Source organism: Parasutterella muris (genome assembly GCF_943193095.1).
Taxonomy (GTDB): Bacteria; Pseudomonadota; Gammaproteobacteria; order Burkholderiales; family Burkholderiaceae_F; genus Parasutterella; species Parasutterella muris.
Genome location: NZ_CALPCV010000006.1, coordinates 55,211 through 80,070, shown reverse-complemented (window position 1 = coordinate 80,070; position 24,860 = coordinate 55,211). Strand labels below are relative to the sequence as shown.

At 51.6% G+C, this 24,860-nt stretch carries 23 protein-coding genes; 18 read left to right on the top strand and 5 right to left on the bottom strand.

Features of this window, described 5'->3' with window-relative positions:
• Positions 1-38 precede the first annotated feature (38 nt).
• Genes rbfA through dusA form a run of 5 tightly spaced genes read left to right on the top strand, consistent with a single transcriptional unit; the run spans position 39 to position 4,610 of the window.
• Positions 39-413, top strand: coding sequence for a 30S ribosome-binding factor RbfA (rbfA, locus tag NFR90_RS03845; protein ID WP_160334339.1), 375 nt, complete (start codon positions 39-41; stop codon positions 411-413).
• A complete protein-coding gene (gene truB, locus NFR90_RS03840) occupies positions 414-1,334 on the top strand; it encodes a tRNA pseudouridine(55) synthase TruB (protein WP_251450868.1) in 921 nt (306 codons plus the stop codon). It abuts the gene before it with no gap.
• An 18-nt stretch (positions 1,335-1,352) separates the two neighbouring features.
• Positions 1,353-3,203 (top strand): translational GTPase TypA, encoded by a 1,851-nt coding sequence (typA, locus tag NFR90_RS03835; protein ID WP_160334337.1) that lies wholly within the window; start codon positions 1,353-1,355, stop codon positions 3,201-3,203.
• On the top strand, positions 3,187-3,576 hold the full coding sequence (locus NFR90_RS03830) for a YchJ family protein (RefSeq protein WP_251450866.1): 390 nt from the start codon (positions 3,187-3,189) through the stop codon (positions 3,574-3,576). The genes typA and NFR90_RS03830 overlap by 17 nt, the downstream gene beginning before the upstream one ends.
• Positions 3,573-4,610 (top strand): tRNA dihydrouridine(20/20a) synthase DusA, encoded by a 1,038-nt coding sequence (gene dusA / locus NFR90_RS03825; protein WP_370267242.1) that lies wholly within the window; start codon positions 3,573-3,575, stop codon positions 4,608-4,610. Before NFR90_RS03830 ends, dusA begins: the two co-directional genes overlap by 4 nt.
• Positions 4,611-4,721: 111 nt before the next feature.
• On the opposite strand, the gene NFR90_RS03820 is transcribed toward dusA, so the two are convergent.
• Positions 4,722-5,774 (bottom strand): hypothetical protein, encoded by a 1,053-nt coding sequence (locus tag NFR90_RS03820; protein WP_251450864.1) that lies wholly within the window; start codon positions 5,772-5,774, stop codon positions 4,722-4,724.
• Positions 5,775-6,035: 261 nt separating this feature from the next.
• Between NFR90_RS03820 and NFR90_RS03815 the strand changes: the two genes are divergently transcribed.
• From NFR90_RS03815 to nrfD, 4 genes are all read left to right on the top strand, one after another.
• The gene (locus NFR90_RS03815) at positions 6,036-8,327 is read left to right on the top strand and encodes an inorganic phosphate transporter (protein ID WP_251450861.1); all 2,292 of its coding nucleotides are present in this window, start codon (positions 6,036-6,038) and stop codon (positions 8,325-8,327) included.
• Positions 8,328-8,629: 302 nt separating this feature from the next.
• Positions 8,630-11,212, top strand: coding sequence for a molybdopterin-containing oxidoreductase family protein (locus tag NFR90_RS03810; RefSeq protein WP_251450859.1), 2,583 nt, complete (start codon positions 8,630-8,632; stop codon positions 11,210-11,212).
• Between the two features lie 5 nt (positions 11,213-11,217).
• Positions 11,218-11,790 carry a 4Fe-4S dicluster domain-containing protein gene (locus NFR90_RS03805; protein ID WP_251450857.1) on the top strand — a complete coding sequence of 191 codons (573 nt, stop codon included), beginning with the start codon at positions 11,218-11,220 and terminating at the stop codon, positions 11,788-11,790.
• A 2-nt stretch (positions 11,791-11,792) separates the two neighbouring features.
• Positions 11,793-12,689 (top strand): NrfD/PsrC family molybdoenzyme membrane anchor subunit, encoded by an 897-nt coding sequence (gene nrfD, locus NFR90_RS03800; protein ID WP_251450855.1) that lies wholly within the window; start codon positions 11,793-11,795, stop codon positions 12,687-12,689.
• A 258-nt stretch (positions 12,690-12,947) separates the two neighbouring features.
• Here the strand turns inward: nrfD and NFR90_RS03795 are convergent, their stop codons facing one another.
• Positions 12,948-15,929 (bottom strand): Rne/Rng family ribonuclease, encoded by a 2,982-nt coding sequence (locus NFR90_RS03795; protein ID WP_251450853.1) that lies wholly within the window; start codon positions 15,927-15,929, stop codon positions 12,948-12,950.
• Between the two features lie 734 nt (positions 15,930-16,663).
• Here NFR90_RS03795 and NFR90_RS03790 point away from each other — a divergent pair.
• Together NFR90_RS03790 and NFR90_RS03785 are read left to right on the top strand one after the other, a co-directional pair.
• Positions 16,664-17,695, top strand: coding sequence for an RluA family pseudouridine synthase (locus NFR90_RS03790; RefSeq protein WP_370267241.1), 1,032 nt, complete (start codon positions 16,664-16,666; stop codon positions 17,693-17,695).
• Positions 17,682-18,335: an HAD family hydrolase gene (locus tag NFR90_RS03785; RefSeq protein ID WP_251450849.1), complete on the top strand. Its 654-nt coding sequence runs from the start codon at positions 17,682-17,684 to the stop codon at positions 18,333-18,335. Before NFR90_RS03790 ends, NFR90_RS03785 begins: the two co-directional genes overlap by 14 nt.
• Here NFR90_RS03785 and NFR90_RS03780 read toward each other — a convergent pair.
• Positions 18,313-19,047, bottom strand: coding sequence for an SAM-dependent methyltransferase (locus tag NFR90_RS03780; protein WP_251450847.1), 735 nt, complete (start codon positions 19,045-19,047; stop codon positions 18,313-18,315). The two genes, NFR90_RS03785 and NFR90_RS03780, sit on opposite strands and share 23 nt — an antisense overlap.
• Entirely contained in the window at positions 19,047-19,643 is a 597-nt protein-coding gene (locus NFR90_RS03775; RefSeq protein ID WP_251450845.1) for a Maf family protein, read from the bottom strand. Before NFR90_RS03775 ends, NFR90_RS03780 begins: the two co-directional genes overlap by 1 nt.
• A 79-nt stretch (positions 19,644-19,722) precedes the next feature.
• Between NFR90_RS03775 and NFR90_RS03770 the strand changes: the two genes are divergently transcribed.
• Positions 19,723-20,247, top strand: coding sequence for a YceD family protein (locus tag NFR90_RS03770; protein WP_251450843.1), 525 nt, complete (start codon positions 19,723-19,725; stop codon positions 20,245-20,247).
• Positions 20,248-20,339: 92 nt separating this feature from the next.
• Positions 20,340-20,528: a 50S ribosomal protein L32 gene (rpmF, locus tag NFR90_RS03765; protein ID WP_160334326.1), complete on the top strand. Its 189-nt coding sequence runs from the start codon at positions 20,340-20,342 to the stop codon at positions 20,526-20,528.
• 238 nt (positions 20,529-20,766) lie between these two features.
• Here the strand turns inward: rpmF and NFR90_RS03760 are convergent, their stop codons facing one another.
• The gene (locus tag NFR90_RS03760; protein ID WP_251450841.1) at positions 20,767-21,270 is read right to left on the bottom strand and encodes a LysR family transcriptional regulator substrate-binding protein; all 504 of its coding nucleotides are present in this window, start codon (positions 21,268-21,270) and stop codon (positions 20,767-20,769) included.
• Here NFR90_RS03760 and NFR90_RS03755 point away from each other — a divergent pair.
• The 5 genes from NFR90_RS03755 to acpP all read left to right on the top strand — a co-directional run bounded on the left by NFR90_RS03755 (position 21,235) and on the right by acpP (position 24,845).
• Positions 21,235-21,564, top strand: a complete 330-nt coding sequence (locus tag NFR90_RS03755) for a carboxymuconolactone decarboxylase family protein (RefSeq protein ID WP_251450839.1) — start codon at positions 21,235-21,237, stop codon at positions 21,562-21,564. The two genes, NFR90_RS03760 and NFR90_RS03755, sit on opposite strands and share 36 nt — an antisense overlap.
• Positions 21,565-21,795: 231 nt before the next feature.
• Positions 21,796-22,782 (top strand): beta-ketoacyl-ACP synthase III, encoded by a 987-nt coding sequence (locus NFR90_RS03750; protein ID WP_251450837.1) that lies wholly within the window; start codon positions 21,796-21,798, stop codon positions 22,780-22,782.
• 20 nt (positions 22,783-22,802) lie between these two features.
• Entirely contained in the window at positions 22,803-23,744 is a 942-nt protein-coding gene (fabD, locus tag NFR90_RS03745) for an ACP S-malonyltransferase (RefSeq protein WP_251450835.1), read from the top strand.
• A 5-nt stretch (positions 23,745-23,749) separates the two neighbouring features.
• Positions 23,750-24,511 (top strand): 3-oxoacyl-ACP reductase FabG, encoded by a 762-nt coding sequence (gene fabG, locus NFR90_RS03740; protein ID WP_251450833.1) that lies wholly within the window; start codon positions 23,750-23,752, stop codon positions 24,509-24,511.
• 94 nt (positions 24,512-24,605) lie between these two features.
• Positions 24,606-24,845, top strand: a complete 240-nt coding sequence (gene acpP / locus NFR90_RS03735; RefSeq protein WP_160334321.1) for an acyl carrier protein — start codon at positions 24,606-24,608, stop codon at positions 24,843-24,845.
• The last annotated feature ends 15 nt before the right edge of the window (positions 24,846-24,860 follow it).

Here is a 24,860-nt window from a genome sequence, read left to right as displayed (position 1 = left end):
TCCTTTGTGTTTCGGAAGTTTTAGAAGGAGACTAAGAAATGATTAAATCAGCTAAACCGGGTCGCGCAAATCGCATTGCGGATCAGATTCAGAGAGATGTAGCCGAACTGATTCAAAAGGAAGTCAGTAACCCGAAAGCGGGGCTTGTCACGCTGACCGGCTGCGAAATCACTCCGGATTACGCACATGCGACGATTTATTTCACATCGATCGGTTCGACTCCGGAAGAAGCGACAGAAGCGCTCAACAGCGCCGCTCCGATGCTGCATTCCAGAATTTTTAAACTTCTGAAGATTCACACTGTTCCTCAGCTTCATTTTGTGTACGACAAGAGTGTTGAACGCGGCTTTGAGATGGATAAACTCATTAAAGAAGCCCGTGCTGAAGACAGTGAAAAAATTAAAGGTGAATAAGTGGGGCGCCGAAGAAAAGGTCTGAAAATTGACGGAGTTGTGCTGCTCGATAAACCCGTCGGGCTCTCAAGCAACGCAGCTCTGCAGAAGGTTAGACGAGCTTTGAACGCTCAGAAAGCCGGGCACACCGGAACGCTGGATCCGCTCGCAAGCGGTCTTCTGCCGCTTTGCTTCGGAGACGCGACTAAGTTCTCCGCTGACCTTCTTCATGCGGAAAAAGAATACGAAACGACGATTCGATTCGGTGTGAAGACGACAACCGGAGACGCTGAAGGTGAAGTGGTGAGCGAGAGAGAGCCGACCTTTGACTATCAGACCTTTTCCGAGGTCCTTGAAAACTTCAGAGGCGAAATCGAGCAGGTTCCGCCAATGTACTCCGCCCTGAAAAAGGACGGAGTTCCACTTTATAAATTAGCAAGAAAAGGCGAGGAGATCGAGAGAAAGCCTCGTAAAGTAGTAATATCCACACTTGACGTTTTGGACTTTAATCCGCCCGAAGCGACTCTTGTGGTGCGCTGCTCTAAGGGCACTTATATTCGTGTGCTTGGAGAGGACATCGGAGAGGCGCTTGGCTGCGGAGCCCATTTGAAATCATTAAGAAGAACCGCCGTTGGTGATCTGAGAATTTCGGAGAGTGTCACGCTCGCGGATTTTGAAGCGATGAGCGAAGAAGAAAGACTAAAAGTGCTTCTGCTGCCGGATCGGCTGCTCAGCACTTTGGTGCGCATCGATTTGGACGAGGCGCAGACCGAGAGATTTAGTCATGGGGGAAAAGTTTTCGTCGACGAGTCCGGACCCGAGGAAAAGGTCCGAGTTTACGGAATTCGTCCGGACGGAGAAAGATTTTTAATGGGCGTCGGCCGACTTGAATCCAATCAGGAGCTGATTCCCGAACGTTTGTGCGCATTTGCAGCAGAATAACTGAACTTAAATTTTTATATGACTCGAGCGATTAGAAATATTGCGATTATTGCCCACGTTGACCACGGCAAAACGACTTTGGTGGACAAACTGCTTCAGCAGTCCGGCACCTTCCGTGAGAACCAGGCGGTGGCCGAACGTGTGATGGATAGTAATGACATTGAACGCGAACGCGGCATTACCATTTTGGCCAAGAACTGTGCGGTTGAATATCAGGGCACCCACATCAACATTATTGACACACCGGGACACGCGGACTTCGGCGGAGAAGTCGAACGTGTGCTTTCTATGGTTGACGGTGTGCTGCTTCTGGTGGACGCGGTCGAAGGCCCGATGCCTCAGACGCGCTTTGTCACGAAGAAGGCTTTGGCCCAGGGTCTCAAGCCGATTGTTGTGATCAACAAGATTGACCGTCCCGGCGCTCGTCCGGATTGGGTCATTAATCAGACGTTTGACCTCTTTGACAAACTCGGCGCAACCGAGGAACAGCTGGATTTCCCGGTCATTTACGCATCTGCTTTGAACGGTTTTGCGGGCTACACCGAAGACGTGGAAGAGCTCAAGAAGATCGGCAATATGAAAGCCGTCTTTGACACTATTATCGAAAAGGTTCCGGTTCGTGACGACGATCCGAACGGTCCGCTTCAGATGCAGATCTCTTCCCTTGACTATTCGAGCTATGTCGGCAAGATCGGCATCGGCCGTATCAAGAGAGGCCGCATCAAACCGCTTCAGGAAGTTCTGATCATGAACGGTCCGGACTCTACGCCTAAGCGCGCTAAAGTCAATCAGGTTCTCAAGTTCCAGGGCCTGGAAAGAAAACTGGTTGATGAAGCTGAAGCAGGCGATATCGTTCTGATCAACGGTATTGATGAGATCGGCATCGGCACCACGCTGTGCGACGTCAACCACCCGGATGCGCTTCCGCTTCTGCATGTTGACGAACCGACGCTCACTATGAACTTCCATGTCAACACTAGTCCGCTTGCCGGCAAAGAAGGCAAGTTCGTGACCAGCCGTCAGATCAGAGAGCGTCTTGAGCGCGAACTGAAGTCCAATGTGGCTCTGCGCATGAAACCGACCGCTAACGAAGGCGTGTTTGAGGTTGCGGGCCGCGGTGAACTTCACCTTACGATTCTGATTGAGAATATGCGCCGCGAAGGTTATGAACTTGCGGTTTCCAGACCGCGCGTGCTTTACAAAGAAGTTGACGGCGTGAAGATGGAACCGTTTGAATCTCTGACCGTGGACGTTGAAGAAACGCATCAGGGCCCCGTGATGGAAGAACTCGGCCGCCGCAAGGGCGACCTGCAGGATATGCAGCCGGACGGAAAAGGCCGTGTGCGTCTAGAGTACAAGATTCCTGCCAGAGGCCTAATCGGCTTCCAGAACGATTTTCTGACCATGACGCGCGGTACCGGCGTGATGAGTCACGTTTTTGACGAATATGCTCCTGTAAAATCTGGAGATCTCGGCGAAAGACGCAACGGCGCTATTATCAGTCAGGACGACGGCAATGCGGTTGCTTACGCCTTGTGGAAGATTCAGGAACGCGGCCGCCTCTTTATCGGCCCGGGAGAACCGATTTACGAAGGTATGGTTATCGGTATCCACTCTCGTGACAACGACATCGTTGTGACCCCGATTAAGGGCAAACAGCTGACCAATATTCGTGCTTCCGGCACTGACGAAGCGATTCGTCTGGTTCCGCCGATTCAGCTCACGCTTGAAAGCGCGGTTGAATTCATTAACGACGACGAACTTGCGGAAATCACTCCGAAGAGCATTCGCATTCGCAAACGCTGGCTCAAAGAGTTCGAAAGACGCCGTGCGGCACGCGGAGACGAACGCGTTGGCCCCGGAATTTAATTCCGACGATCCTTGTCCCTGCGGCAGCGGCAAATGCTTCGGTGTTTGCTGCGGGCCGCTTTTAAAAGGCGCTCCCGCATCTGATGCTCGAGCGCTTATGCGTTCCAGGTACACCGCATTTGTGCTCAAGGATGTCGATTATTTACTGCAAACCTGGCATGAAACCACTCGCCCTAAGAACCTTGAACTTGACGAGACGGTCTGGAAATCTCTGAAAGTATCTGTGTATCTGCCGCTCTCAGAAACAAACGCCCGCGTGAAGTTCGCAGCCAAAGGTGCTGATCTTGAGGGCCGCGCCTTTACGCTTCGCGAGGACAGCCGTTTTGTTAAGGAAAACGGGCGATGGTATTACGTTGATGGGAAATTTAAATAGTGCCTGATACAACAATTCTGAATCCGCAGGACTGGCGTTTCTGTGTCGCTCCGATGCTTGATTTGACAGATCGCCATTGCCGCTATTTTCATCGCCTTCTGACCAAGCGGGCGCGCCTTTATACAGAAATGGTAACGACCGGTGCTCTGGTGCACGGAGATGTCCCGCATCACTTGGATTTTTCTCCTGAGGAGCATACGGTAGCACTGCAGTTAGGCGGCTCAGACCCGAAGGACTTGGCGCACGGCGCCGCGCTGGCAGAGAAATGGGGCTATGACGAAGTGAATCTTAACTGCGGCTGTCCCTCTGAGCGCGTGCAGAAGGGCTCTTTCGGAGCGTGCCTGATGTCTGAGCCGAACCTTGTCGCAGACTGCGTCAAAGCGATGCAGGACGCCTGCAGCGTTCCCGTCACAGTGAAGCACCGTATTGGAATCGATCAGATTGAAGAGTATGCCTTCGTCAGAGATTTTGTCGGAACGCTCTATGAGGCCGGCGTACGAGTTTTTATTGTTCACTCGAGAAACGCTTGGCTTAAGGGGCTTTCCCCGAAAGAAAATCGAGAAGTGCCGCCGCTTCGCCGTGGAGTTGTTTATCAGCTTAAGAAAGACTTCCCGGATGTAATTATCGTGATCAACGGAGCGATTCCGGATCTCGGAGTCGCAGATGAACAGCTCAAACATGTTGACGGCGTGATGCTTGGCAGAGCGGCCTACTATACGCCTTGGCTGCTTGCGGATGTTGACGCGAGAATTTACGGCGACGAGCATGAACCCGTGACGCGCGAGCAGGTGATTGATGAGATGGAGCGCTATGTTCGTCTGATTAAACCTGACGATCATTCGCTTCGTGCGGCCTGCCGTCACATGCATGGCCTTCTGACCGGATTGGCGGGCGCCAAGGTCTGGAGACGCACGCTGAGCGATGCCGCTCTGATTCGTGAGAAGGGTGCGGATATCTTCCGTTACGCCTACGGCAAAGCCGGGTGGACTGACGTCGATCAGTTTTCGGCAGAGGACAGCGAGTTTTTCTCCTAACCAATAAAACAAAAACCTCATTCACTGTGAAATGAGGTTTTTGTGTCGGGCAGGTCATATTGAATGGTCTGCCTGATTTTTTTGAAGGGAATAAATCCTCTCAAAACATAATTACTGAGCAGCTTTCAGGATTGCTTCGGCAGCTGTTGTATTAAAGAAATAGCGGCGGCTTTCAAGGGTTGTGCCCTTAGCGAAGAATTTGCCCGGACGGAAAATCTTGTCGCCTTTAGAAGGAGCAATGAAGGCGAGCTTGGAAACACCGCTTTCGTTGGAATCAATGCCGTATTCAGCCGGAGTGACTTCCTTAGGCATTGTCAGGACAACCGCATGTGTCTTGGGGCTGTTAACGAGGACCCAGGAGCCTTTTGCAACAGAGGGTTCTCCTGTCGGCGTGCAGAACATGGTGTCGCGTTTGACCGGAGTTACAGAGAATGTGCCGCTCTTAGCCTTCGGATCATTGCCGTCGAACATAATGCCGTAAGCGTGGCCGGAGACGCGTTTCAGGCAGAACGGAATCTTGTTGAAGTTTGTCAGCAGCTCGCTGCTGGTTTTAGCGCTGGTGAAGTTTTCGTTAACCGGCATAACCATTTCGTCGTTCAGGAACGTCGTGTCGGCTTTATAAGCGATGGAGCCCTGAGGGAATGTGGCATTTCCAACTCGTTCGACTTCAGCGAGGTCTCCGCCCTGGCGGTTTTTGAGGAAGGAAGCGATCTTAAGGCCGCTGACATCATAAGCTCTCAGCTTGAACGCAAGCGAGATCGGCTGCTTGCTATTGCCGTATTTCAGAAGCGCATCGCCGTTTTTTTCAAAAGAAACGGAAATCGGCTGAGCCAGAGAAACTTTTGCTGCGGTCGTCGCAACATAGCCAACATCCATCTGAGCAGGGATGAGACCGAGCGTGCCTTTGTCCTGTTTCAGAAGAAGAGGAGTGGCTCCTTTCTTCGGTTTTTTACCTGCAACAACGCTCCATGCTGAAGTATTTTTCCCGTCGATCACCCAAATCGGGGAGGAGGTCATGATGGATTGTGTTGTTTGATTAAGAGCAACGGGTTCTTTATTTGAGGAACCGAACAAATCGGAGAGAAAATCTGCGTGGCTCAATGAGGCAAAGGAAATAAGTGAAAGTGCGACAGCTGACTGTGCCGATAAAAGTTTGAGATTCACGATGACCTCTGAAAATTAACAAAAATAACAAAAAAGAATGCTAGCGCAAATATTCGTAAAACCTAAAGGTTGCACTAACAAAAAACCTAAATGAGGGCCAAATATTGAGATACAAAGTGCCACTTAGGCGGTACAGGGTTTAGGATTACTTTTGAGGTAGTAGTTCTTAGACACAAATGGAAGGGGTGTTTTTGATGGTTTGTAATTATTTCGTCATAAAGCGCTAATAGAATTGCCCCGTTTAAAAATTTGAATTTTAGTATGGATACCTTTTTAACCTGTACGATGGTCTTTCTGATGCTGTTGGCGTGCGTTAATTTGTTCGTTGGCGTCAGTAACGATGCAGTCAATTTTCTGAGTTCAGCGCTTGGCTCTAGAACAGCGCGTTACAACGTGGTGTTGGGTGTAGCTGCCGCCGGCGTACTTTTAGGGTGTACGTTCTCAAGCGGTATGATGGAGATCGCCAGAAGCGGTATTTTCAATCCCCAGCTGTTTACCTTTTGGGATGTCATGCTGATCTTCTTTGCGGTCATGCTGACAGATGTCCTTCTGTTGGATACGTTTAATTCCCTCGGTCTTCCGACCTCCACAACCGTATCGATTGTATTTGAGCTTTTAGGCGCAGCGGTGATTTCCGCAGCCTACAAACTGTGGGTCAGCAGCGGCTCCCTTGCCGGTCTCGGTGCCTATATCAATAATGAAAAGGCATTTACGATTATTACCGCGATTTTGGTTTCAGTTGCCATTGCATTTACCTTCGGCGCTGTGATTCAGTGGCTGATTCGCGTCATTTTCTCTTTTAAATATCAAAAAGTTTATCGATTCTTAGGCGGTATATATTCCGGCCTCTGCATTACTGCGATTTTCTACTTCCTCATCATGAAGGGCGCAAAGGGCGCTTCCTTTATGACGCCTGAGCTGCTCAGCTTCCTTGACAGCAATACTTCAACCATTCTTTGGTCATGTTTCATCGGTGTCTCTGCGGTCTTCCAGCTGCTGATTTGGTTCTTTAACTTTAATGCGCTGCGCGTTGTGATTCTTGCGGGCACTTTCGCGCTGGCGTTCGCGTTCGCGGGCAACGACCTTGTGAACTTCGTCGGCGTTCCGCTTGCCGCGATGCAGTCCGTAGACATTGCGGCGGCAGCTAAGGCCGCGAACGAAGCACTGACACCTCAGACCCTTTACATGGGCGCGCTAAAGGAGTCCGTGCGCACACCGACCATTTACCTGGTTCTCTCGGGTCTTATCATGGTTCTCACACTGTGGTTCAGCCCGAAAGCTAAACGTGTGGTGCAGACCGCGATTAATTTGTCAGCAAGCGAAAGAAGCGACAAGGAGCAGTTTGGTGCGACAACAGGCGGCCGCGTGATGGTGCGGTCTGCGCTCAGCGCAAAGAAGATTCTGAATCAGCTGCTTCCGGACAGTGTGCTGCGCGGTATCAATTCTCGTTTTGAAAAGCCGCGTCTGAAAAAAGGCGAGATCGCGCTGCCCTTTGACGAGGTGCGTGCGTCGGTCAATCTGGTTTTGGCCAGTATCCTGATTGCGGCTGCCACTTCGATGAAGCTTCCTCTGTCCACCACCTATGTGACCTTCATGGTTGCCATGGCTTCTTCTCTTGCCGATGGCGCATGGGACCGAGAGACTGCGGTTTATCGAATTTCCGGCGTTATGGCTGTGATCAGCGGATGGTTTCTGACCGGCTTTACCGCGTTTATTCTTGCCGGTATTGCCGTACTGCTCTGCATTTGGTTCGGGCCTTGGTTTATGGTGCTCGGCGGCATCCTCGTGATCATTCGTCTCTTCAAGAGCAACTTCTTCCCGAAGAAAGAGAAAGTTATTGAGACAGAGGGCATTAATCCGGGAATGGTTCGTGAGGAGCTGAGACTGAAGCTCAATCATGCGATTGCCAAGAACTTGGACGATACTGTTTCCATTTTTTCGACGGCCATGACCAACTTCCTTGCCGAGGACTATGAGGAACTCAAGAAAACCCGTCTGAGAGCGCAGGGCCTTCTCGATAAGATTTCCTATATGCGAAGCCAGTACTATCTGATGTGCGTACGCGGCGAAGGTCCGAGCAAGGATTATGACGCTCGAAATTATTATTACCGGACTTTCTCCAATATGAAGGACGTTGCTCAGGATCTGCGCAATACGCTTTCTCAGATGGAGGATCATCTGGCGAATTCTCATTCGGTCTTTAAGGGCGTTCTGCGCAGCAATCTGCTCCAGGCTTCGAACGAGCTGAACGGACTTGAGCATACGCTTTCCAAGTATGTGGAAGCCGGCGAGATTTCAGACGATATTCTGCTGAGACTCTCTGATACCAACCTTGAAGAGGTCAACAAATTCCAGATCGAGCTGATGAAGCAGATTGAAGATCATCAAATGCCGCTGCACCGCAGTGAGCTTTATTTGAGCATCCTGCAGCTTTATCGCGAGATCGTGAACCGCTATACGGTTATTGTGCTCCTGCAGAGAGAACTAAACATTGTTCTTTCTGATCCGGATCGAGATAACGGCGCCCCTGAATACGCTGTAGAGCATAAATAAGGTACTTAGCTCAATTAGCCGCATCTTCAAAAAAGGTGCGGTTTTTTTTCAGAAGAAAAATGAGACAAATCAGATTGAGGTCATTGAATAGTTGGTGAAAACACTAATTCTTGCTCCTGTTGTTACACTTTTTAAAAATTTGACGAAGCTATCGCTTTATTTTCGCATCAAACCTCAATAATTTTCAAAAAAGATATACAAGAAATGTCCATGAGACAGTTTCCTTAGGATATTTATCGGGTTTATCCGTAAATTGAACAGATTAATCTGTCCTTGTTTTTGCACCCCAATACAAGGAATAAATGAATATGTCTAAAGGACTGGTCGACTTATCCGTTTCTCGGCGTGTTCTCTTGAAAAACACTGCCGCGGCTGCCGCCGCGGCTGCAATGCCTTGCTTGTCTCTGACAGCGGCAGCCGAAGAAATTAAAAAACTTGAAAAGGAAGGCTGGAGTAAACATCCGGTCGCCTGCACGATGTGCGGCGCTTTTTGCGGTCTTCTGGCTATGAAGAAGGAAGGAGAGGAGATTTCGGAAAGTACGGTCCGAATTTTTCCGAATCCAGGGCACCCGCAGCAAGGCTACTGCGGAAGAGGTGCCGCCGCGATGTGGGTATGGAACCATCCGCTTCGTCTTCGCAAGCCACTGAAGCGCGTCGGCGAACGAGGCGAAGGCAAATTTGCGGAAGTGACTTGGGATGAAGCGCTGGATGCGATCGCCTCTAAACTCAGGAAACTTGTTGAAGAGAACGGAGAAAGCTGCATCAGTACGACATCTCACTCGTTCTCCGGCTTTAGCAAATGGCTGACCTTCCCATTAGGCTCACCCAACGATATCGGTCATCAGTCTACCTGTAATCTCGGCGGCATTGCGGCTCGAGACTGGGTATTTGGAAAAGGCTTCAGCGGAGCTGGAAAACTAGAACCTGATTATGCGCACCTGCGTTATCTTCTGCTGATCGGAAGATCGATGGGTAGCTCCATGGGCGCGCTTCATACGCTGAACGAAGCGCGCGCCCGCGGCTGCCATGTCGTGGCGATCGATCCGAGAATGCCGGACATTGCTTACGGCAATGCGGATTGGGTCGGCATTCGTCCCGGCACCGATGCCGCATTTGTCTTAGGTCTTATCAATCAAATGATTGAAAACAAGACCTTTGATAGAGAATTTATGATCCGTCACACCAACGGTGCTTATCTCATTAAATCAAACGGTACGCCGCTTACAGAGGCTGATTTCCGCAAAGACGGAAGTGCTTCCGTTTTTGTTGTCGCCAATAGTGCCGGAACATTTTCTCTTCGTTCGGTAAAGAGAGATGAAAAAGGAGCCGCGATCGGCTTTATTGAAGACCAGAACTTTAAACCGGAGCTCGAATTCAGCGGAGAGGCGATTCTTGCAAACGGAGAAAAAGAGCCTGTCAGAACCGCTTTTAGCGTGCTTAAAAAGCTTGCGAGCGAATACACACCTGAAAAGGTCCAGGAAATCACCGGCATTCGTCCTGAATCGCTTAAGGGGATTGCTTTTGACTATGCCAACAATAAGGGCTGTATCGACGATGGCTGGTATACCTCTAAGAACGGAACCGACGTGGAGCTTTATCAGCTTATCTGCATTGCCAACGCGATGAACGGCAATATCGATCAGCCCGGCGGCCTGATCGTAACTGCCGGTGCGGGCTTTAAGCTTCCGAGCGTAGCCGCAGGCAAAGGTCCGAACGGCGAAACCTGGGCTATGGCTAAAGAAAAGCGAATCGATAAGATTGTCTATCCCGAAACGTCCGGTACTTATTCGGTTGCGCTTGACGCAGCGGTTTCCGGAAAACCCTATCCGATTAAAGCGGCCTTCTTTGTCGGCACGACCATGTTCCATCGCCAGGCGGATGCGAAAAAACTCGCGGAAAACCTTAAAAAGCTGGATTTGGTAGTTGTTCAAGACGTGCTGCCTCAGGAACTTGTGGATTACGCCGATTATGTGCTGCCCGCCACGTACTTCATGGAACGCAGAGATATGTCCGGCGTTAAATGGGCCCGAGACGGATCGATTTATCTCTCAGACCCGCAGCTTACTCCGCCTAAAGGCTGTGAAGCGCGTCATGATGTCTGGATTCTTTTGGAGATTCTGCGCAGAGCATATCCCGAAAGAGCCGAGCGCGTCGGCTACAAGGGATGCAAAACCGCAGAGGAATTCAACGCTTACTTCGGCGCTTTTGTTGACCGCGGCTACAAGAAGTTCCTGGATGACTGCGAAAAGAAAAAGCCCGGAAGCGCAGAAGCGATTCGTAAGTCGATCAGCGAAAACGGCTGGGCTACGATTAAGACCAAGAAATACGGCGAATATCCTTATTTGAAGCCGTTTGGTACTCCGACTGGCAAAGTTGAGATTTACGGCTTTAAGTCGTTCTCTAAACCCGGATACGCTCAGGCGATCGCTCCGATTTCCGGCTACATCCCGTCTCCGGCTTATACGCAGCCCAAAGCCGATTCCAATGAATTTATTTTGGTTTCCGGCAAGAACTGTGTGACCTGCTCCGGTCTCAATATGTTTACACAGCCCACTCGCTTCATGGGTGACCGTACTGTCTGGATGAATCCGCAAGATGCGGCTCGCCTCGGCATCAGAAACGGCGACATGATTGAAGTGGAGGGCATGGACTCCGGCTATAAAGCCAATACGCAGGTCACGGTCACCAAACGAGTCGTTCCGGGCGCGGTCTTCGCCTATGGTTTTTCCGGCGGTGTCCGAACAAAAACACTGATCAAGGATCCGAACTATCAGTTCGTGAAAGAAGGTATTAATTCGCACTGGTACGACACAGGTTATGCCCAGCTGGTAGTCGGCAATGTCGCCAACAACTCCGCAGTGCGCATCAACAAGGTGAGAGGATAACCATCATGAGTGAATCTAAGAAACAGTTGGCTCATTTGTTTGACGCAACTCAGTGTATCGGCTGCGGTGCGTGCGTGTTGGCCTGTTCTCAGACGAATTTCCCGGAGATGCTGAATCGATCCATTCCGAAACGAAATTGGCCCGCTTCCAATATCCGTAAAGTTCAGTCCGAAGTTCGTCGTCCGGTGACGCTGCTGGTTCAGTGCCAGCAGTGTTCGGATGCACCCTGCGTTAGAACGTGTCCGTTCGGCGCGAACTACTATGACGAAAACGGTTTAGTTCGTACTGATCCGAATAAGTGTGTCGGATGCAATTACTGCATCGCAAGCTGTCCCTATGATGCGCGCTGGTCGCATCCGGACAGCGGACTGCCGATGAAATGTATTGGAGAGGGCTGCATGAAGCTCATTGAGAACGGCGAACAGCCTGCCTGTGTTAAGGCTTGCCCGGCGGGAGCCCGAGCGTTTGGCGACATCAATGATCCGAATTCTTTGATCGCGCAGAGAATCCGTCAGTCCAAAACAGAAACACTGATGCCTCAGAAAGGCACTCGTCCCAACTTCTTCGTAGTGGTGTAAATATGACAAACATCGCCGATTTTAATTTAATGACAACTCAGCTTGAAGCCGCGCACTGGGGCTGGACGATCGCCTTATTCCTCTGGGCGGTCGGACTTTCCGGCATGGGCTTTTTCCTCAACTATTGGGTTCGCCAGAAAAAGTTTGTGTACCTTTTGACGGCGGCCGCCATTATCGGCACGCTGCTCGTGGTCAGCCATCTGGCAAGAATGCTGAACCTTCCGTTTGCGGTTTTAAGTTCCGTCTTTGATATGGCGCTTAACCTCAGCTCCTGGATGTTCATTGGTATTTGTCTGTTGTCGCTGCTCTGCGTCGGTTCGCTCTTTTACTCGATGATCTGTGCCGGGATTTTGTTCAAGGGTGAGAAGTGGCAGCAGATGGCTGATTCCAATTGGTTCAACGGCATCTTTTCCGCGCTTGGCGCGGCCTGCACGGTGTACTCGGGTTTCCTGCTGACTCAGGCCGTAGGTATTCCTTTCTGGAATTCAGCCATTATTCCGATTCTTTGGATTATCTCCGGCATGGCCTGTTCCGTTGGCGCAATTGAGCTTCTGATGGTATTCGGCCAGATTGACGCAAGCCGCGTTAAGTGGAGCCGCACAACTTCTATTTGGGTTGAAATCGCCGAGCTTCTGACGATCTTTGCCTTCCTGCATGTATCGCTGTCCTCCAATATGGAAGCGGCAAGAGTGGGCGCAGAGAGCCTCCTTTACGGTCCTAACGCGCTGATGTTCTGGCTTGGCGTGATTCTATTCGGCAGTTTAGTGCCGCTCGTTGCCACGATCCTGACCAGAAGTCATAAGGTATTGGTCTGCACTGCCGTCTTGGGCATTATCGGGGCTCTGCTTCTGAGAGCGTCCGTTCTTTTTGCCGGCTACTATGATCCGATTCTGATGTAACAGTAAGACCGAAACTGCGGTCTGATAAAACCGGAGACTGCCGCAGCGCGGCTCTCCGGTTTTTTGCGCCTTTCGCAGATGTACTGAATCCGCAAATGGAAGCTGTCAGTCAAGGTCTATAGAAGAGCAGTATGCGTTAGAACAAATCCGGGCCTGTGTCTTATCGGTCGATGCAGGAGAAGGGCCGATCATGTTCAGCGCAAAAAAAGGCTCCGCTCGTTATCCGAGCGGAGCCGGAGCTTAATAAGCTATTCAGACTTATTCTTTTTTCGTCTGAACTAATTCAAGCGGCGCGTCATTGACTTCAGCAGCGCGTTTAACACGCTTTCTGCCGAGTTTCGGTTTGCTGACTTCCACCGGTGCGGATGCAGGAGCGGCTTTAGTAGCAACCAGCTCTAAGCCTGCTTCGGCAAGGATCGGTTTGAGATCGTCTGTCGGAGCTTTCACGCTCTTGACTTCAGCAGGCTTTGTCTCGACGGCTACGGGCTTTGATACAACCGGTTTTGTCTCAGCGGCGGCCGGTTTGACTTCAGGAGCCGGCGCGGCTTTCACTTCTGCAGCCGGCTTTTCTTCACGTACGACAGGAGCCGCGGAAGAAACCGCCTGTACTTCTACCGGTTCAGCTGCCTTAGGCGCTTCCGTCTTTGTCTGAACGAGCTGAAGAGGAGCTTCTTCGGCTGCTTCAGGAGCGCGTTTAGCGCGGCGCGGCTTTCTTGTCTGAGCCTTTGCGGCATCATCAGCGACATGAAGGTTTTCCGGAGCCTTGACTGTCGGCTTGCGGACTTCATTGTTGATTAACGGAGCCTCAGCCTGCGGAATAGTGCGTTCGCTCTGGACAATGTCGTCGATCGCGGCAGCGACCGGAGAAACTGCTACGGGCGGCACATCCGTTTTGACGCGGCGCGGCTCATTGCGGTCTCTGCGCAGTCTGCGGCTTCTTCTCTGACGAGGCTGCTCAGGCAGAGTGGACTGAGATTCCTGAGAAGGAACCACCTTCACCGCGACATCCTCGTTCTGCTCAGCGTGACTTTCCGCAGCCTTAGCAGGCGCGGTTTTCACAGGAGCTTCTGCCTCCTTGGCTTTAGACGCAAATTCAGATTTGGACTTCGGAGCCTGATTTTCAGAAGCCTTGTTTTCTCTGCGTTCGCTGTGCGCGGCGTTTTCTTTCTGAGTTTTGCGCGTACGATCGACTCGTTCACCGGCATTGGGTTTGGAAGAGGTGCGGGCAGCCGCTTCGGACTCCTCACGAACCTGCTGACGAATTTCTTCGTTGCGTTCGCTCTTGGCCTGGCGAATCTGTTTGACCGCAGCACTGCGCTCGGCCTTTTCTTTCTTCTGTCTGCGCTGCTCTTCGGCGCGTTCCTGACGGCGGTTCTTGCGCTCGGACGCGTCTTTTCTCTGAGTGCGTTTATCGTTTCTGTCGCGGCGCTGCTTGGCTTCGGGCTTCTCTTCAGAGGAACCGAAGAAGAAACCGAAAATCTTCTGAAGCAGAGATTTTTCGCTCTTGGCTTCAGCCTTGGCTTCTGCGGCGTCAACGTGTTTCGGCGCATTGTCTCTCGGGGGCAGGCCCTTGATCACAGGAACCTGACGGGGACGAGTGGACGGCTGAACATTCTGAGCTCTGGAGTAAGGCTCTTCGGGTTCGGGAGCGAGTTCCTCGACACGCTTGTAACTCGGAGCGCCTTCGGTCAGGAGGTCCTCTTCAGAGCGCAGACGTTCGATCTGATAATGCGGAGTTTCAAGTGTCTGGTTCGGAATCAGGATGACTTCAATGTGATGACGATGTTCGATCTTGGCGATTTCGTCACGTTTTTCATTGAGAAGGAAGGTGGCGACGTCAACCGGAACCTGAGCCTGCAGCGCAGATGTTCCGTCCTTGAAGGCTTCTTCCTGAAGGATACGCAGAACCTGAATCGCGCTGGATTCGGTATCACGGATCGCGCCGATACCGTTGCAGCGCGGGCAGGTGATATGGCTGCCTTCGTAAAGGGAAGGACGCAGTCTCTGACGAGAGAGTTCAAGCAGACCGAAGCGGGAGATCTTTGCGATCTGAACGCGGGCGCGGTCGTAATGGATCGCTTCCTTCATGCGCTGCTCGATCGCTCTCTGATTCTTCGGATCTTCCATATCGATGAAGTCGATCACGATAAGGCCGCCAAGGTCGCGTAGTCTCATCTGACGGGCCACTTCTTCGGCCGCTTCATAGTTGGTTCTGAAAGCGGTTTCTTCGATGTCGCCGCCGCGAGTGGAGCGGGCGGAGTTAACGTCGATCGCAACCAGAGCTTCAGTGTGGTCGATCACAATGGAGCCGCCTGAGGGCAGCGGAACGGTACGGGAGTACGCGGTCTCGATCTGATTTTCGATCTGGAAGCGGGAGAAGAGCGGGACATCGTCCGTGTAGCGTTTTACACGGCTGACCATGTCCGGCATCACATGACCCATGAACTGACGGGCCTGTTCGTAGATATCGTCTGTATCGACGAGAATTTCCGCAATGTCCGGCTGGAAGTAGTCACGGATCGCGCGAATGACCAGATTGCTTTCTTCGACAATGAGGAAAGGAGCGGGATTGACGCGTTTGAGCGGTTCGCCCTTGGGGCCGACGGGAGTGGAAACGTAGTTGCCCTGTTTGTCTTCATACTGAGGAGCAGCCGCCTCGGAGATCGCATCCCAAAGTTTCAGAAGGTAATCCAAGTCCCACTGAAGTTCTTCGACGCTGCGGCCGATGCCGGCGGTACGAGCGATAAGGCTCATGCCTTTAGGCGTGGAGAGCTGAGACATGGCTTCGCGTAGCTCCTGACGTTCTTCGCCTTCGATACGGCGACTGACACCGCCTCCGCGTGGGTTGTTCGGCATAAGGACGAGATAGCGGCCGGCAAGAGAAATAAAGGTTGTCAGCGCAGCGCCTTTATTGCCGCGCTCTTCTTTTTCAACCTGAACAATGAGTTCCATGCCTTCGGTAACAGCCTCCTTGATGGTGGCTGTACGGACATCGACCCCTTCGTTAAAGTAGGCGCGTGAGATTTCCTTGAAGGGCAGGAAACCGTGACGTTCTTCACCGTAATCAACGAAGCAGGCTTCGAGGGAAGGTTCAATGCGTGTGATGACGCCTTTATAGATATTGGACTTTCTTTGCTGACGTTCTGAAGACTCGATATCAATATCGATAAGCTTCTGTCCTTCAACAATACTGACACGCAGCTCTTCAGCGTGCGTGGCATTAAATAACATGCGCTTCATGAAGCACTCCTCGGTCACTTTCGCGGACCATAGACGTGCTGACGGAAAAGACTAGAAATTCGGGCGGCCGAATAGGGATATCAAAGGCATCTCGCTTTTGTAGTGCAGCAATCGGCTGCCGGAGGCTTCATAAGGTCGAAAGATGGAGGCTGCGCGGACTTGCCCCTACCCCGCAAGAGGGTATCAGCAGACAATGTTTTGCCGCGTGCCGTTAAGCTCACTTTCTTTATCCCGATTCCATGGATCCTGCATCAGATCCGTGTTCCAATTTTTGTGCGCGCATCAACCGGATGCTGCGCCCCGTTTCTACTCAATTCTGTACAGCAATGACCGCAAGGGTCATCGGCGAGCTGCGACGATCATGCCTGATCGGAGCACCGCCAAATATTCATTACAAATATCTTCGACGCGAATCGTTTCCGTGAATGAAGCTCGTACTTCCTATGCATCATCGGTTCGCTCTGAGGGAGGAACCCTAGATAGGGAGCCGTTTTCTTTCTTTCGACTGAAAAGATTACAATCGGCGAAGGTCATAAAGAGGCCGTTGAATCGGTGCGAATCAACCGAAACGCGTTTCGGAGCAGAAAATATTTTCTGTCCGACCGATCGCCTCGAGCAGGATTTTAATGCAAATGTCAAAGACACGCCAAAAGTATGAACAATTGAGCCCATCCGGGGCACAATCAGTAACGAAAAAAAACAGAACCCGCAGCGGCAGGGAACTGCTTGCCGCGATGAAGGCCGCTCAGAAGAAAAAGCCGCAGCCTGTAAAAGCAGCCTCTCAGAAGAATTCTTCAGCTCAGAGCGAACAGGTCAGATTTATCAAGGTGAATGCGTCTTCAGACGGACAGCGCTTGGATAACTTTCTGCTCTCTGAGCTCAAGGGCGTTCCGAAATCCATGATTTATCGCGTGATACGCTCGGGTGAGGTTCGCATCAACAAGGGCAGAGTTCATCCGGACAGCCGTGTCAGTGAAGGAGATGAGGTTCGCATTCCGCCGATTCGCGTCAGCGCTCAGCCTCAGGAGAAGAAAGCGCCGCCGCTGAAACTCTCTGAAATTCCGACGATCCTGTACGAGGATGAGCATATTTTGGCAGTGGATAAACCCTCGGGCATGGCCAGCCACGGAGGCAGCGGCATTTCTTTCGGACTGATTGAACGCATGCGCGCTTCTCGTCCTGATCTTCCTTTTCTCGAACTTGTTCATCGATTGGATAGAGGGACATCCGGAGTGCTGGTTCTGGCAAAAACCAGAAAGGCGCTTGTCCGTCTTCACGAAATGATTCGTGAAGGACAAATGCATAAAACGTACAAGACGCTTGTAAAAGGCGACTGGCAGAACGATCGTCAGCATGTCAAGTTTCCGCTCTATAAATATGTCACGGCCTCCGGCGAGCGCAGAGTGCGGGTTGATGAAGAGCAGGGGCTGCCGAGTCACTCAATTTTTCGGCTGATTGAGCGCTTCGGGGCGGTTTCGCTTCTTGAAGTAGATTTGTTGACAGGACGCACGCATCAGATCCGTGTACATGCGGCGCATTTAGGTTTTCCTCTTGTCGGAGATGAGAAGTACGGAGATTTTGAATTCAACGGCGAGGTTGAACACGGTCTTCTGGGATATCCTTTCAAAAGAATGTTTCTGCATGCCGGATCAATCGTATTTCACCATCCGGTGAGCGGAATTGATCTGAAAATCGAGGCACCGCTTCCGAAAGAGTGCCGGGAACTGTTGGACGCATTGGAAAGGAAAAAGCGTGACACCCTATAAATTCGTGGTTTTTGATTTTGACGGAACACTTGTAGATTCCGTGGACGCAATCGCAAAAGGAATACAGAAAGCGAATCAGACGATCGGGATTAAACCGGTCAGCTACGAAACAGCAAAAAGCGTTATAGGCCTTGGGTTCAAAGACATTATTCCGATTGTCGCTTCAGATCTTGATCCGGCTCGTTATGAGGAATACAAAAATATTTACGTCGGATACTTTCTGCAGAGCGACCCGTATCTGAAGCTCTTTCCGAAGGTGCTCGATCTGATGGATCGGCTGCATGAAGCCGGTATTAAAACTGCGATTGCCACAGGTAAAAGCCGCAAGGGACTTTCCAGAATTGTGAACCGCATGGGGATCGAAGCTTATTTTGATGACTCGGTGACTTCGGACGAAGCCAAGCCGAAGCCTGATCCGCTCATGCTTCATATGCTGATGGAGCGCGGCGGATTTAAGCCTTCGGATATGGTTATGGTCGGCGACACCGAACACGACATCAGACTTGCAAAAGCAGCCGGAGTGGATGCGATTGCGGTTTCGTGGGGTGCCGCCCCGAGGCTGAGGCTTGAAGAGTATCAGCCCAAGCACATTGCCGACACGATGGACGAGCTTGCTTCTATGCTCGGCGTCCGCGTTTAGAGGCGAGGATTCCGAACACCGTCGGAAGTTTCGGCAGGTTCAGATCCTTTGATTTCCATTGAGCGGCCGAGAAGGTTCTGATTTTTTCAGCCTCTCCCGTAATGTCTGTGGCCGCCATAATCAGCGTTGTCGGTGCGCAGACTCTCACTAAATAGGCGAGCATGCCGCTGTTGCGATAGGGCGTTTCGATAAATAGCTGAGTTTCGCCCTCGGCGCTCGCACTCTTTCTTTCCAGATCTCTGATCGCGTTCGTGCGCTGAGGCTCTTTAATCGGCAGGTAGCCGCAGAAACGAAAGTGCTGTCCGTCCATTCCGGAGGCCATGAGTGCCAGAAGAATGGAGCTCGGTCCGACAAGCGGCACGACGCGTATGCCCAGACGATGAGCTTGCTCAGCGATTTGCGCACCGGGATCTGCGACGCCCGGGCAGCCCGCTTCGCTCACGATACCGATGTCAAAACCCTCCAGAGCGGGTTTCAGCCAGGTTTTAATCAGATTGACATCCGGGCGGTGTCCGATCTCTTCAATAGAGAGAGAAGCGATCGGGAGCGGATGCTCGGCCGCTTTGAGAAAAGCTCGGGCCGATTTAGCGTTTTCCGCCAGAAAATATTTGAGCTCGCGCGCGACGTGAATCGAGCTTTCGGGCAGGGAAGCCGAGACGGTTCCCTGTGAAATCGGCACGGGGAGCATAAAAAGCCTGCCGAGCTGCGTCATTATCTGAGCTCCGGAAGAACGCTGATGCCTGCCTTAGCGAGCATGGTGGTGAGTTCAATCAGCGGCAGTCCGATAATTGCTGTCGGGTCGGAGGAGCGGCATTCAGCGATGAGCGCGATACCGAGTTTCTCGATTTTGGCGCTTCCAGCGCATCTGAAAGGTTTCTCGATTTCAAGATAGCGGCGAATGGCCTCAGGCGGAAGATCGCGCATCTTGATTTCGGTGGGAACAACGGTCGAAGAGACGTTGCCTTTTGCGTCGATGACGGTCATTGCGGAGTGAAACACAACTTCTTTGCCGCTCATCGCAGAGAGCTGCTCAAACGCCTTTTCGAAGCATCCGGGTTTGCCAAGCGGTTTGCCGTCAAGTTCGAGTACCTGATCGCAGCCGATCACGACGCAGTCGGGGTGCTGAGCGGCGACCACCTGTGCTTTAAGAATTGAGAGTCTTAGGGACAGGTCTTTAGGCTTTTCGTCCTTGAGCGGAGTTTCGTCAACTTCGGGCGAACAAGTTGTAAAGGGCAGCTGCAGGCGTTCGAGCAATTCTTTTCTAAACGGAGAGCTCGAACCGAGAATGAGTTGTAATCTATTATCCATTTTTGGGTTATCGCATCCACAGAAATAAATGAATGCGACTATTCTAGTTCAGTGCTAGGTATTAACAAGAAGGATCCGAATGTCTGAGTATCTAAAATCGACAGACTATGTAAACGCATATGATCTTGCCCGTGACAGACGTGTCATTTCGGGGAAGGTTCGGCTTACCGATATGCCGAGACTGCGTGAAGAGATCTGTCCGACGGACGCTGAATGCGTTTTTGAGATCAAAGGGATGACCGCCAAAAAGGGCTGGCCCGGAGCTGTCATGACGCTCGCCGCTAAAGTGCCGCTTATTTGCAATCACTGCGGCAAAGCGATGGAGTTCCCGATTGAAAGCGACGTGCTTTTCCGTTTCGCCAGAGACGAAAAAGAAGCCGATTCCATTCCGATTGACGACGAAGACGACACAGAAGTGATTGTCGGCAGTGAGAAGCTCAATCTGATGGAATGGATTGAAGAGGAGATTCTGCTTTCGCTTCCTTATGTTCCGGTTCACGACTACGCGTGCAAATCCGACATTGAAGCGCCTAAGCAAGAAGAGCCGAAGAAAGAAAATCCCTTTGCAAAACTTAAAGATCTGCAAGGTTTGCGAAAGAATTAACGTTAGTGTAAAATCCGATGTTTTCCGAGAGCGGAAGTGTTTGTGTTGTCCGCTCGTTTTTAAGATTTAGATATTATTTTCGTGGGGTTACCATGGCTGTTCAGCAAAATAAGAAGTCGACCAATAAGCGCGGCAATCACCGTGCTCACGATTTCCTGACCAATCCTCCGCTCGCTGTCGAACCGACAACAGGCGAAGCACATCGTCGTCATCATATTTCTGCTTCCGGTTTCTACCGTGGCAAGAAAGTCATCGCCACTAAGAACGACGATCAGGAATAAGTTCTTCCCTGAGGACTGCTCTCATTCGAGACCCACGGCGGACGATGCGGCAGGAATTATGAAAGAATTTGTATCTTAGGCTTAAGCCTAAAGATCAAGAAAGCTCGAGGTCAAACTCGGGCTTTTGTTTTATAGGCCTGCAGATTTTTTCCGCCGACCGCCGAGCTTTTTCAGAGCCTCATCTGCGGTTTCCGCTGAATCCAGCGCGCAGAGCGTCTCCCAAAAGATTGCCGCGGCTTTAGCGATAGGACTTTTTCTTTTTTACAGCGACGTGACCGGAAACTCGTTCGGGCGTAATCGGAACAAATCTCAAACCGCTTTTACCGCGATTGGTAAAAGAGCCTTCCACACACAATAGAGCGCCCATGCCGGAGCTGATCAGGTCAAGAGCGTTGGAGGGCAGGTTGTGGTAAGCCGCTACCTTTAAATCCTTATCGGAAACTTCGAGCCAGCTGCTGATCTCTTCCAGCACAATGAATCTTCTAGGCAAAATCAAAGGAGTGGCGACGACTTCGCTGAAAGTCATCTCTTTTCGATCGCTCGGAAAGTCTGCCTTTCGAACGACAAGCCCCCAGCGATCTTTTGCCGGAATCGATGTTTTATCGTATTTTGCGCTCTCAACCGGCTCCAGAAGAATGGCTAAATCCAGTTTGTTCTCGTCCATTGAACGCTTTAAATCATCACTGTCGGCAGAATAGATTTCAAAGTGGACGTGCGGATACTGCGCTGTAAATTTCTGCATTTCCCGTGTGAGAATCCGCATGGCAGAAGTTTCGACAATGCCGATGCGGATGATGCCGAGAAGGAACTCCCCTTTTTCCGAGAGCTCCATTTTCGCCTGGTTCGCGAGCTCGTTGTCTTTGCCGCGATTGCCGCGCTTGGCGGACGCGAGTCTCAGTTAAAGGCGCACACGGGAGCTAATCTCAAAGAAGAAAACACGAAGCAGAATCTCGCTGACGCGCTGCAGATCGCTATTCCGCTCAACGGATTCCCGAGAACTTTGAATGCGCTCGCGGTCGTGAATTCGTTTAAATAATCTTATAAGCCGTAATATTTTTGCAGGGAAGGCCGTAAGCGGGCCTTCCTTTTTTATTGGGCACCGCACAGGTGTCTTTCAGAAGTACAGGAGTGAGTGTTGCGATTTTTCCCGGATAGTTTTTACGGATTTTAGAAATTGTTTTTTCTTGTAATGCTGAAAAAGCGGTTCGCACAGAACCCCAGAATAAAGTAATCTCTCGTTTATCTGTTTGTAATGGAAACGAAATTCGTGTCTGAAAAAATTTATTCCCGAATCGCTTCTACAGGAAGTTTCCTGCCGGAGAAGATCGTCAGCAATGATGAACTTGCGGCCAAGCTTGCCGAAAGAGGCGTAGAAACCAGTGACGAGTGGATTCGTACCCGCACCGGTATTGAGCAGAGATATTTTGCCGAAGGCGCGGGCTCCACGACCGCTATGGCCTTTGAGGCCGCAAAGCGTGCCTTGGAAAACGGCGGCTTTACACCTGACGAGATTGATCTGATTATCGTCGCGACGACGACGCCTGACTCCGTTTTCCCGAGCACGGCGTGTCAGGTGCAGGCGCTCCTTCAGGCCAGCAGCGCCGGCGCTTTTGATATTCAGGCGGTTTGCTCCGGATTTGTTTACGCGCTCTCAATCGCCGATTCAATGATCCGCGCAGGATCCGCCGAGCGCGTCTTGGTGATCGGTTCAGAAAGCCTTTCGCGCGTTTTGGATTGGGATGATCGTACAACCTGCGTTCTCTTCGGTGACGGAGCGGGCGCTGCGGTGCTCGAAAAGAGCAGCGAACCCGGAATTCTCGCAACAGAACTTAAAGCCGACGGCACGCGCGGTGTGCACGTGCTCGCTGCCGACAGCCATATTGACAACGGCAAGATTGTCGGAGACCCCTATATTCGTATGGAAGGGCGCCTCGTATTTAAGGCCGCGGTGGAAAAAATGATGGAAAGCGCGCTGAATGTGCTTGCGGCGGCAAATCTCGCGCCCGGTGATGTCGATGTCTACATTCCGCATCAGGCAAATCTTCGCATCATGAATATGGTTCGCGGCAAGTTAAATATTCCTGAGAGCAATCTTGTGGTTTCCGTCACTAAGCACGGAAACACGTCGGCGGCAAGTGTTCCGCTTGCGCTCGATAAGGCCCGTCAGAGCGGACAGCTCAAACGCGGCGACATTGTTCTGCTTCAGGGCGTCGGGGGCGGCTTCACCTGGGCTTCCGCACTGCTTAAATTCTAATAAAACAACTTATAACGCAAATGTCAGAAAAGAAAATTGCTTTTGTATTTCCGGGACAGGGCAGTCAGTCCGTCGGAATGCTTTCAACCCTTAAGGACGAACCGATTGTGCAGCAGACGCTTGAAGAAGCGAATGAAGTACTTGGATTTGATTTAGCGAAACTCATTGCCGAAGGTCCGTCTGAGGAGCTGAGCCTCACTGTCAATACGCAGCCCGCATTGGTCACCGCAAGCACCGCGATGTATCGCTACTATCTTTCCAAAGGCGGCCGACGCCCCGACGTAGCGGCCGGCCACAGTCTCGGAGAATACTCCGCGCTGGTCGCTGCCGGTGCGCTTGAATTTAAGGATGCCGTTAAGCTCGTGCGCTTCCGCGCCGAGAAAATGCAGGAGGCGGTCCCCGTCGGTGAAGGCACGATGGCCGCGATTCTTGGTCTCGATGACGACAAAGTTAAATCCGTCTGCCTTGAGTGCGCCGCCAACGGCGTCGTCGATGCGGTGAACTTTAATACACCGGGACAGGTCGTGATTGCCGGCACCGTTGCCGCAGTGGAAGCCGCAATGAGCAAAAGTCTTGAAGCGGGTGCAAAACGCGCGATCCGTCTTAATGTTTCCGGCCCCTTCCATTCTTCACTGATGAAGCCCGCCGAGATTGCGATGGAAGAGCGCCTGCGCACAGTTGAACTGCGCTCGCCTGAAATTCCGGTTCTGCACAATGTGGACGTCCGTCTCAGAAGCGAAGCCGACGATATTCGCGGCGCGCTCTCCGCTCAGGTTTCTTCGGCTGTTCTTTGGGCCGATACCGTCCGCGAAATGGAAAAGATGGGCTGTACCGAACTCTATGAAGTCGGCCCCGGCGCTGCGCTTACCGGTATGACCAAGAGAATTACCAAGGGTATCGCGGCAAAAGCATTGAACAGCAAAGAAGCGCTTGAAGAAGCGGCTTCTAATAATCAGGAGTAAGAAGATTGACCACAAATAATGTATTCAGCGCTGAAGCGCTTAAAGGCGAAATTGTTTTGGTGACAGGCGCTTCCCGCGGTATCGGTGCCGCGATTTTTGACGCGTGCCTCAAAGCGGGCGCCACCGTAATCGGCACGGCGACAAGCGAAGCCGGCGCAGCCAAAATCACAGAAAGAGCTCAGGGCGCAAAGGGATTCGGCCGTGTGCTTAACGTGGCCGACCGCGAAGCGAGCGACGCCTTTATGAAAGCGATTGAAGCCGAATTCGGCGCGGTCACGGTTTTGGTGAACAACGCCGGCATCACACGCGATACGCTTTCGATGCGCATGAAGGACGAACAGTGGGATGAAGTGATTGAAACCAATCTGACAGGCGGATTCCGTCTTGCCCGCGCATGCCTTCGCGGCATGATGAAGGCGCGTCACGGCAGAATTATCAGCATCGCCTCCATCGTCGGCATGATGGGCAACGCGGGCCAGGCTAACTACGCAGCGGCCAAAGCGGGCACAATCGCGATGAGCAAATCGATCGCGCGCGAGATCGGTGCGAGAGGTGTTACGGTCAACTGTGTCGCGCCCGGATTTATTGCGACCGATATGACCGACGCGCTCAGCGAAGCTCAGAAAGCCGCGCTTTTAGCGCAGATCCCGATGGCTCGCTTAGGCAAGCCGGAGGATATCGCAGACGCTGTCGTCTTCCTTGCGTCCGTTGCCGCAGACTACATCACCGGACAGGTGATCGAGGTCAACGGCGGTATGAGAATGTAAATCCGCCTTTTTTGGCTAGTTTAAACATCGGCGGCTCGGATATAATTCGAGATTAGCCTAATTATGCAGTACATATTTTTTTAAGAGGTTACAAATGGACAATATCGAACAGCAAGTTAAGAAAGTAGTTGCCGAACAGCTCAGCATCAACGAAGCAGACATCAAGAATGAAAGCTCCTTCATTGGCGATCTGGGTGCCGACTCTCTGGACACAGTTGAGCTCGTTATGGCTCTTGAAGACGCTTTTGGCATTGAAATCCCTGACGATCAGCAGGAAAAGATTCAGACTGTTCAGCAGGCTATCGACTTCATCAAAGCCAATCAGAAGGCCTAATTTTTAAGCATTAAC